General features: G+C 67.6%; 8 protein-coding genes. 1 reads left to right on the plus strand and 7 read right to left on the minus strand.

The window, feature by feature from the left end; all coding sequences use genetic code 11:
• Nucleotides 1-73 precede the first annotated feature (73 nt).
• The 6 genes from ABH900_RS20025 to ABH900_RS20050 form a co-directional block, all read right to left on the minus strand.
• Entirely contained in the window at nucleotides 74-1,039 is a 966-nt protein-coding gene (locus ABH900_RS20025; protein WP_429624978.1) for an NAD-dependent epimerase/dehydratase family protein, read from the minus strand.
• Between the two features lie 51 nt (nucleotides 1,040-1,090).
• Complete coding sequence (locus ABH900_RS20030) at nucleotides 1,091-1,822, minus strand: suppressor of fused domain protein (protein WP_429624979.1); 732 nt, start codon at nucleotides 1,820-1,822, stop codon at nucleotides 1,091-1,093.
• A 126-nt stretch (nucleotides 1,823-1,948) separates the two neighbouring features.
• Complete coding sequence (locus tag ABH900_RS20035) at nucleotides 1,949-2,872, minus strand: ParB/RepB/Spo0J family partition protein (RefSeq protein ID WP_429624981.1); 924 nt, start codon at nucleotides 2,870-2,872, stop codon at nucleotides 1,949-1,951.
• Nucleotides 2,872-3,669, minus strand: coding sequence for a ParA family protein (locus ABH900_RS20040; protein WP_429624982.1), 798 nt, complete (start codon nucleotides 3,667-3,669; stop codon nucleotides 2,872-2,874). The genes ABH900_RS20035 and ABH900_RS20040 overlap by 1 nt, the downstream gene beginning before the upstream one ends.
• Nucleotides 3,670-3,782: 113 nt before the next feature.
• Complete coding sequence (gene rsmG / locus ABH900_RS20045) at nucleotides 3,783-4,421, minus strand: 16S rRNA (guanine(527)-N(7))-methyltransferase RsmG (RefSeq protein ID WP_429624984.1); 639 nt, start codon at nucleotides 4,419-4,421, stop codon at nucleotides 3,783-3,785.
• Nucleotides 4,422-4,460: 39 nt separating this feature from the next.
• On the minus strand, nucleotides 4,461-5,060 hold the full coding sequence (locus tag ABH900_RS20050) for a 4'-phosphopantetheinyl transferase family protein (RefSeq protein WP_429624985.1): 600 nt from the start codon (nucleotides 5,058-5,060) through the stop codon (nucleotides 4,461-4,463).
• Between the two features lie 84 nt (nucleotides 5,061-5,144).
• On the opposite strand from ABH900_RS20050, the gene ABH900_RS20055 reads away from it, so the two are divergent.
• The gene (locus tag ABH900_RS20055; RefSeq protein WP_005411656.1) at nucleotides 5,145-5,396 is read left to right on the plus strand and encodes a GlsB/YeaQ/YmgE family stress response membrane protein; all 252 of its coding nucleotides are present in this window, start codon (nucleotides 5,145-5,147) and stop codon (nucleotides 5,394-5,396) included.
• 72 nt (nucleotides 5,397-5,468) lie between these two features.
• Here the strand turns inward: ABH900_RS20055 and xth are convergent, their stop codons facing one another.
• Nucleotides 5,469-6,236 (minus strand): exodeoxyribonuclease III, encoded by a 768-nt coding sequence (gene xth, locus ABH900_RS20060; RefSeq protein WP_429624986.1) that lies wholly within the window; start codon nucleotides 6,234-6,236, stop codon nucleotides 5,469-5,471.
• Nucleotides 6,237-6,395: the final 159 nt, after the last annotated feature.

Here is a 6,395-nt window from a genome sequence, read left to right on the forward strand (position 1 = left end):
GGGGGACAAAGACCGCGCATTCTCCGCAGCCGAGGTTATCCGAAGATGAACCCGGCCGCGTGAGGACGATTGCTCAGGCGCGGTCGCCAAAATACTCGCGGCACCATTCCACGACGGGCGGCAGCCCTGCTTCGATCGGGGTCACCGCATCGAAGCCGAAGGCGGCATGTGCGCGCCGGGTATCGGCCATCGTGCGCACCATGTCGCCGGGCTGCATCGGCTTGTAGACCTTCTGCGCGGGGCGGCCGGCGGCCTGCTCGATCACGCTGATGAAGCGCTCCAGCTCGACCGGTGTATGGTTGCCGAGGTTGAACACCCGGTGCGGCACCGGACCATCGGCCGGATGCGCGAGCGCGCCGAGGATGCCCGACACGATGTCGGAGACATGTGTGAAATCGCGCTGCATGCGGCCTTCGTTGAACACGTCGATCGGACGCCCGGCCAGCACCGCGCGCGAGAACAGCAGCGGTGCCATGTCCGGCCGGCCCCACGGGCCATACACGGTGAAGAAGCGCAGGCCGGTGGCATGCAGGCCATACAGCTGCGCGTAGGTGTAGGCCATCAGCTCATTGGCGGCCTTGGTCGCCGCGTACAGCGAGCGCGGCTGGTCCACGCGCTGGTCCTCCGAGAACGGCGGCGTCGCCGAATCGCCGTAGACCGAGCTGCTGGAGGCATACACCAGATGCTGCACGCCACGGTGGCGGCACAGCTCGAGCATGTTGACGAAGCCGACCAGGTTGCTGTCGACGTAGGCGTGCGGGTTTTCCAGCGAATAGCGCACGCCCGCCTGTGCGGCCAGGTGGATCACCGCCGTCGGCTGCACTTCATCGAACAACGCGGCCAGGCCCTCGCGGTCGGTCAGGTCCAGCGTGCGCAGGTCCAGCGTCGGGCACAGCGCGGCCACGCGGTCGCGCTTGATCTGCGGGTCGTAGTAATCGTTGAAGTTGTCCAGGCCGACGACCGGCTGCCCGGCCTCCAGCAGCGCGCGGGCGGTGTAGGCACCGATGAAGCCGGCAGCGCCGGTGAGCAGGAGGGTCATTGCAGTTGCCTGGAAATCAATGAGTACAGGTGCAGAGGATACGCCGCGGGCTCAGAACAGCCCGAAACGCTTCTTGGCCACGTTGCTGCGGCCGGGTTCGATCACATCCTGGATCTTCTTCGCATCGAAACGGTCGAGCAGTGCCTCGGCGCCCTTCTTCAGCTTCAGATCCATCTCTTCCGGGTACAGCGGGACCAGGGTCATGAAGCTGATGGTCTTGCCGTCCTCCAGTTCCAGCGTGGCGAAGTCCTCCGGGGCGGTCACCGGTGGCAGCACGATGACACCGTCGAAGCCCACGCCCGGCGCATAGGGCTCGCTGGGATGGCCGTTGGGAATGGTGTGGCCGAAACCCAGCCAGGTGTCGTACTCGTGCGGCAGCCGTGCCATGCCCTTCAGCAGTCGCACCGGCCAGTAGTTGCGTTCGTCCTCGAAGGCGTCCTGGGAGATCGGCCAGTCGGCCGGCAGGGTCACCATCAGTTCCATGTAACGCGGCACGTCTGCATCCACCTCGGCCGGTACGGTCATCGGCAGGTCGCTCATGCCGGAGGTCACCAGGCGCAGGTACGGGAACGCCTCGGTTGCCGGCACCACATGTACGTCGATGTGCACCAGGTCGGAGATGATTTCGTGGAAAACGCCGGACACCGGGCCGAGATGGCGCTCGATGTGTGCGCCGATCGCCTCGATGTGCTCTTCGCCCTGCGGCGCAGTGAAGTCCTTCTGGCGGCTGTGCACCATGATCGGGCTGCCGCCCGGGCTGACGTCGTCGAATGTGTTGCTCATGTCCTTCTCCCTGGATGAGGCCACGGGCCGGAAGGCAGTGCATCCCCCGGCACGCGCGGCGGTGCGTTCCCTGTCATTGAAGGGACACGGCAGGAACAGGCCGTATCCCCTGTCACTGCGCCGGACTCAGCCCTGGCGCGTACGCAGCTTTTCCAGAACGCCGTCCAGGGTGTCCAGGTCGGTGTAGTGGATGATCAGTTTGCCCTTGCCGCCACGACCGTGGTTGATCGCCACCTTGGCGCCCAGCGATTCGGACAGCTCGGTTTCCAGCGAGGCGATGTCGGCCTGCTGCACTTTCGGCGTCGCCACCGGACGGTTGCTCGGCACCTTGCCAGCCGCAAAGGCCTGCGCACGGCGCTCGACCTCGCGCACCGACCAGCCTTCATCGGCCGCTTCCTGCGCCAGCTTGCCGGCCAGTTCCGGGGCCAGGGTCAGCAGCGCACGGGCGTGGCCCATTTCCAGGCGGCGGGTTTCCAGCAGCAGGCGGATCGCCACCGGCAGCTCCAGCAGGCGCAGCAGGTTGGACACCGCCGCGCGCGAGCGGCCGACGGCCTCGGCGGCCTCGGCATGGGTCAGGGTGAACTCGCTGATCAGGCGCTGCAGCGCCTCGGCTTCTTCCAGCGGGTTGAGGTCTTCACGCTGGATGTTCTCGATCAGCGCCATCGCGATGACGGTGCGGTCTTCCAGCTCGCGCACCACCACCGGCACTTCGTCCAGGCCGGCCAGCTGCGAGGCGCGCCAGCGGCGTTCACCGGCAACGATCTCGTAATTGCCCGCCGGCAGCTGGCGCACCAGGATCGGCTGGATCACGCCCTGCGACTTGATCGAATCGGCCAGCTCGGAGAGCTTGCCCTCGTCCATCTCGCGGCGCGGCTGGTACTTGCCCGGCTGCAGTTGGCCCACCGCCAGCTTGCGCAGCACTTCACCCGGCAGCGGCTCGATCACCGCGGTGGCGGCCTGCACCTGGCTGGCCGCCCCCTTGGGACCCAGCAGCGCATCCAGGCCACGGCCGAGGCCCCGCTTCTTGGCTGCCGGCTTGCTGCTGGTCATCAGACGGTCTCCACGGCCTTGGCGGCCTTGTTGCGTTCGTTGTTGCGGCGGATGATCTCGCCGGCCAGGCCCAGATAGGCCACGCCACCGCGCGAGGCACGGTCGTAGCCGACGATGCTCTGGCCATGGCTGGGCGCCTCGGCCAGGCGCACGTTGCGCGGCACGATGGTGCGGAACACGCGGTCACCGAAGTGCTCGGTGAGCTCGGCCGACACCGCGTTGGCCAGGTTGTTGCGCACATCGAACATGGTGCGCAGCACGCCTTCGATCTCCAGCGCCGGGTTGAGGTTGGCGCGCAGCGCTTCGATGGTTTCCACCAGCGCGCTCAGGCCTTCCAGGGCGTAGTACTCGCACTGCATCGGCACGATCACCGAATCGGCAGCGGCCAACGCATTGAGCGTCAGCAGCGACAACGCCGGCGGGCAGTCGATCAGGATGTAATCGTACTCGTCGCGGATCGGCGCCAGCGCGCGCTTCAGCCGCTGCTCGCGCTCGCTCTCGCCCATCAGCTGGATCTCGGCGGCGGTCAGATCGATGTTGCCGGGCAGCAGGTCATAGCCCTCGGCGGTCTGCACACGGACGTCGGCGGCGCTGTTCTCGCCGAGCAGCAGATCACAGGTGGAGGCGGCCAGCTCGCGCTTGTCCACGCCACTGCCCATGGTCGCGTTGCCCTGCGAGTCCAGGTCGACCAACAGCACGCGCTTGGGAGCGTTGGCCAGGGAAGCGGCCAGGTTGACGGCGGTCGTGGTCTTGCCGACGCCACCCTTCTGGTTGGCGATGGCGATGATGCGGGCCATGCAGGTGTGCCTCGTCGACGGATGGTTGGGACCGGCCATTATGCGTACAACCGGCCCCGGGCGGAAATCGTGAATCGCCAACCCGTTGTTCCACAAGGGGCTGGCTGCGGGAATCAGGGGCCGGTAACGGTGACCAGGTGGCGCTCTCCAGCCAGGCCGGGCACGCTCAGCGGGGTTACCTCGCGCACCTGCCAGCCGGTGGGCAGCGCGGCGATCTCCTCATGCGGGTAGACGCCCTTCATGGCCAGCAACACGCCGCCGGGGCGCAGCAGATGGCCACCGACGCGGACGATGCCGGCCAGGGTATCCATCGCGCGCGCGGTCAGCTGGTCGTAGCGGCCGGCCTCGTCCAGCGCCTCGGCGCGCGATTCGGCCACACGGGCATTGCCAAGGCCCAGCTGGCGCACGGCCTCGCGCATGAAGCGCGCCTTCTTGCCGTTGCTCTCCACCAGGGTGACCTGCAGGCCCGGGCAGGCGATCGCCAGCGGGATACCGGGCAGCCCGGGGCCAGTGCCGAGATCGGCCAGGCTGCCCTCGGCCACGAACGGCTGCATCGCCAGCGAATCAAGCAGGTGGCGGGTGACCATCTCCTGCGGGTCGCGGATGGCGGTGAGGTTGTAGGTGCCGTTCCAGCGGTGCAGCAGGGCCAGGTAACGCAGCAGCGGCGGCGCCAGTGCGGCGTCAAGGCCCATGCTGGCCAGGCCCTGCTCCAGCGTGGCGGCCACGCCGGCGGGAAGTTCGTGTTCGCTCATGCCGGCATTATCGCCGGTTTTGCCCACCGATTCGCCGCTTCAGTGCGGATACCAGGCCAATGCGGCGCGGAACTGGCCCGTCGCCTGCCATTCGTGCAGGTGCCAGCGCGCAGCCTCGCCCAGTTCCGGATCGCACCAACGCAGGTGCAGGGCGCCGTCGCCCCCCGGCGCCAGCAGCAGCCGGTGCAGACCGAAGGAGATGCCCTGCCCGTGTGCCTTCAACATGGCTTCCTTGACGCACCACACGCGGAAGAACCAGTGTTCGCGCCCGGCCTCGTCCAGGCTTTCCAGCCAGGCCACCTCCTCGGGGTGGAAGAAGCGCTGAACGATCTCCAGCAGGCGCGGCCGCGGCCGCAGCAGTTCCAGGTCCACGCCCAGCCGCACGCCCTCGCCCAGCGCCACCAGCAACACCTCGCCACTGTGGCTCCAGCCGGTGCCGTAGTGGGCCAGTGCGCCGCCCAGCTCGGGCCGCCCCTTGTCGTCGCGCACCAGAGGCAATGCCTCCGGTTCAGCTCCCAATGCCTGCGCCAGCACCTGCCGCGCCTGCGGTTCGCCGCGCTGACCGGGCACGTGCGGGCGCCGCCAGACCGTCACCGGACCGAAGCGCCACGGGCCGTCGAGGGTGGCTGGCAGGCTCATCCGCACGCGCCCATCACGCAATTGCACGATGGGTTCACAGCCCTGCGCGTCAACTGGTCACAGTTCCCCACCGGAGGTTCGATCATGGGCATCATCATCTGGCTGATCGTCGGCGGCATCGTAGGCTGGCTGGCCAGCATCATCATGAAGCGCGATGCCCAGCAGGGCATCATCCTCAACATCGTGGTCGGCATCGTTGGCGCGCTGATTTCCGGCTGGCTGTTCGGCGGCGGCATCAACGAGGCGATCACCATCCGCACCTTCCTGTTCTCGTTGATCGGTGCGGTGATCCTGCTGGCGATCGTCAACCTGTTCACCCGCAAGAGCATACGCTGAGGCGACGGTGGCGCCGGCCGCTGGCCGGCAGACGTTCCAGAACGGGCCCGGCAACTGCCGGGCCCGGTTCGTTCAACCCAGCTGCACCCACGCCGGCGCATGGTCGCTCGGGCGTTCCCAGGTGCGCGGCTCGCGGTCGATACCCGAAGCCACCGCACTGCCCTTCAGCGCATCAGACACCAGGGTCAGGTCGATGCGCAGGCCCAGGTTGCGGCGGAAGCCGGCGGCGCGGTAATCCCACCAGCTGAACACACCGGCCTCGTCGTTGTGCAGGCGGAAGCCATCGTGCAGGCCCAGTTGCAACAGCTTTTCCAGCGCGCCGCGCTCGGCGGTGGAGGTCAGGATGTGGTTCTCGTTCCAGACCTCGGGGTCGTGCACGTCGCGCGCATCGGGGGCGATGTTGAAGTCGCCCATCACGATCAGCTTCGGGTACCGCTGCAGTTCTTCGGCGATCCAGGCGTGCACCGCCTCCAGCCAGCGCAGCTTGTACTCGTACTTGTCGGTGCCGATGTCCTGGCCGTTGACCACGTACAGGTTGATCACCCGCAGGTCGCCAAAGGTGCCGGCGATGACGCGCTTCTGCTCGTCCTCGAAGCCGGGAATGCCGATCTGCACGTCCTGCGCCGGTTCACGCGACAGCAGCGCCACGCCGTTGTAGGTCTTCTGGCCGGCGAACACGCTGCGGTAGCCCGCGGCGATCAGCGCCGAATCGGGGAACTTGTGGTCCTCCAGCTTGGTTTCCTGGATACCGACGATGTCCGGGCCGAAGTCCTTGAGCCACTGCTCCAGGTGCGGCAGGCGGACATTGAGCGAATTGACGTTCCACGAGGCGATCTTCATGCGGGCATTCTACCCGGGTGGGCGGGGCAGGTAGTGCTGGCCGCTGGCCGGCAACCCCATGAACTTTCGGCGAGACCCTGCCGTTGCCGGCCAGCGGCCGGCACTACCCCCACAGGAATCGCCCCAACCCCGCAATCATCGAAGACGGCGGCCCCGGCC

The sequence above is a fragment of the Stenotrophomonas sp. AN71 genome, assembly GCF_050435725.1.
Taxonomy (GTDB): domain Bacteria; phylum Pseudomonadota; class Gammaproteobacteria; order Xanthomonadales; family Xanthomonadaceae; genus Stenotrophomonas.